Raw genomic sequence first — 891 nt, 5'->3', positions numbered from 1 at the left:
CACAATACATCCTTGAGTGAAGGCCGATAAAGGCGAGTAAAGAAGCGACAAATAAGAATAACCCGGCGTTGGCACTGTTGCAAATAGTCGGTGGTGATAAACTTATCATCCCCTTTTGCTGATGGAGCTGCACATGAACCCATTCAAAGGCCGGCATTTTCAGCGTGACATCATTCTGTGGGCCGTACGCTGGTACTGCAAATACGGCATCAGTTACCGTGAGCTGCAGGAGATGCTGGCTGAACGCGGAGTGAATGTCGATCACTCCACGATTTACCGCTGGGTTCAGCGTTATGCGCCTGAAATGGAAAAACGGCTGCGCTGGTACTGGCGTAACCCTTCCGATCTTTGCCCGTGGCACATGGATGAAACCTACGTGAAGGTCAATGGCCGCTGGGCGTATCTGTACCGGGCCGTCGACAGCCGGGGCCGCACTGTCGATTTTTATCTCTCCTCCCGTCGTAACAGCAAAGCTGCATACCGGTTTCTGGGTAAAATCCTCAACAACGTGAAGAAGTGGCAGATCCCGCGATTCATCAACACGGATAAAGCGCCCGCCTATGGTCGCGCGCTTGCTCTGCTCAAACGCGAAGGCCGGTGCCCGTCTGACGTTGAACACCGACAGATTAAGTACCGGAACAACGTGATTGAATGCGATCATGGCAAACTGAAACGGATAATCGGCGCCACGCTGGGATTTAAATCCATGAAGACGGCTTACGCCACCATCAAAGGTATTGAGGTGATGCGTGCACTACGCAAAGGCCAGGCCTCAGCATTTTATTATGGTGATCCCCTGGGCGAAATGCGCCTGGTAAGCAGAGTTTTTGAAATGTAAGGCCTTTGAATAAGACAAAAGGCTGCCTCATCGCTAACTTTGCAACAGTGCCT

1 protein-coding gene is annotated in these 891 nt (G+C 51.7%); it reads left to right on the top strand.

Going from position 1 to position 891, the window contains the following annotated elements; translation table 11 throughout:
* Nucleotides 1-133: 133 nt before the first annotated feature.
* Nucleotides 134-838 (top strand): IS6-like element IS26 family transposase, encoded by a 705-nt coding sequence (locus tag ACFQH9_RS32030; RefSeq protein ID WP_001067855.1) that lies wholly within the window; start codon nt 134-136, stop codon nt 836-838.
* Nucleotides 839-891: the final 53 nt, after the last annotated feature.

The sequence above is a fragment of the Pseudonocardia lutea genome, from assembly GCF_042658055.1.
Lineage (GTDB): Bacteria > Actinomycetota > Actinomycetes > Mycobacteriales > Pseudonocardiaceae > Pseudonocardia > Pseudonocardia lutea.
This window is presented reverse-complemented; position numbering and strand designations above follow the sequence as displayed.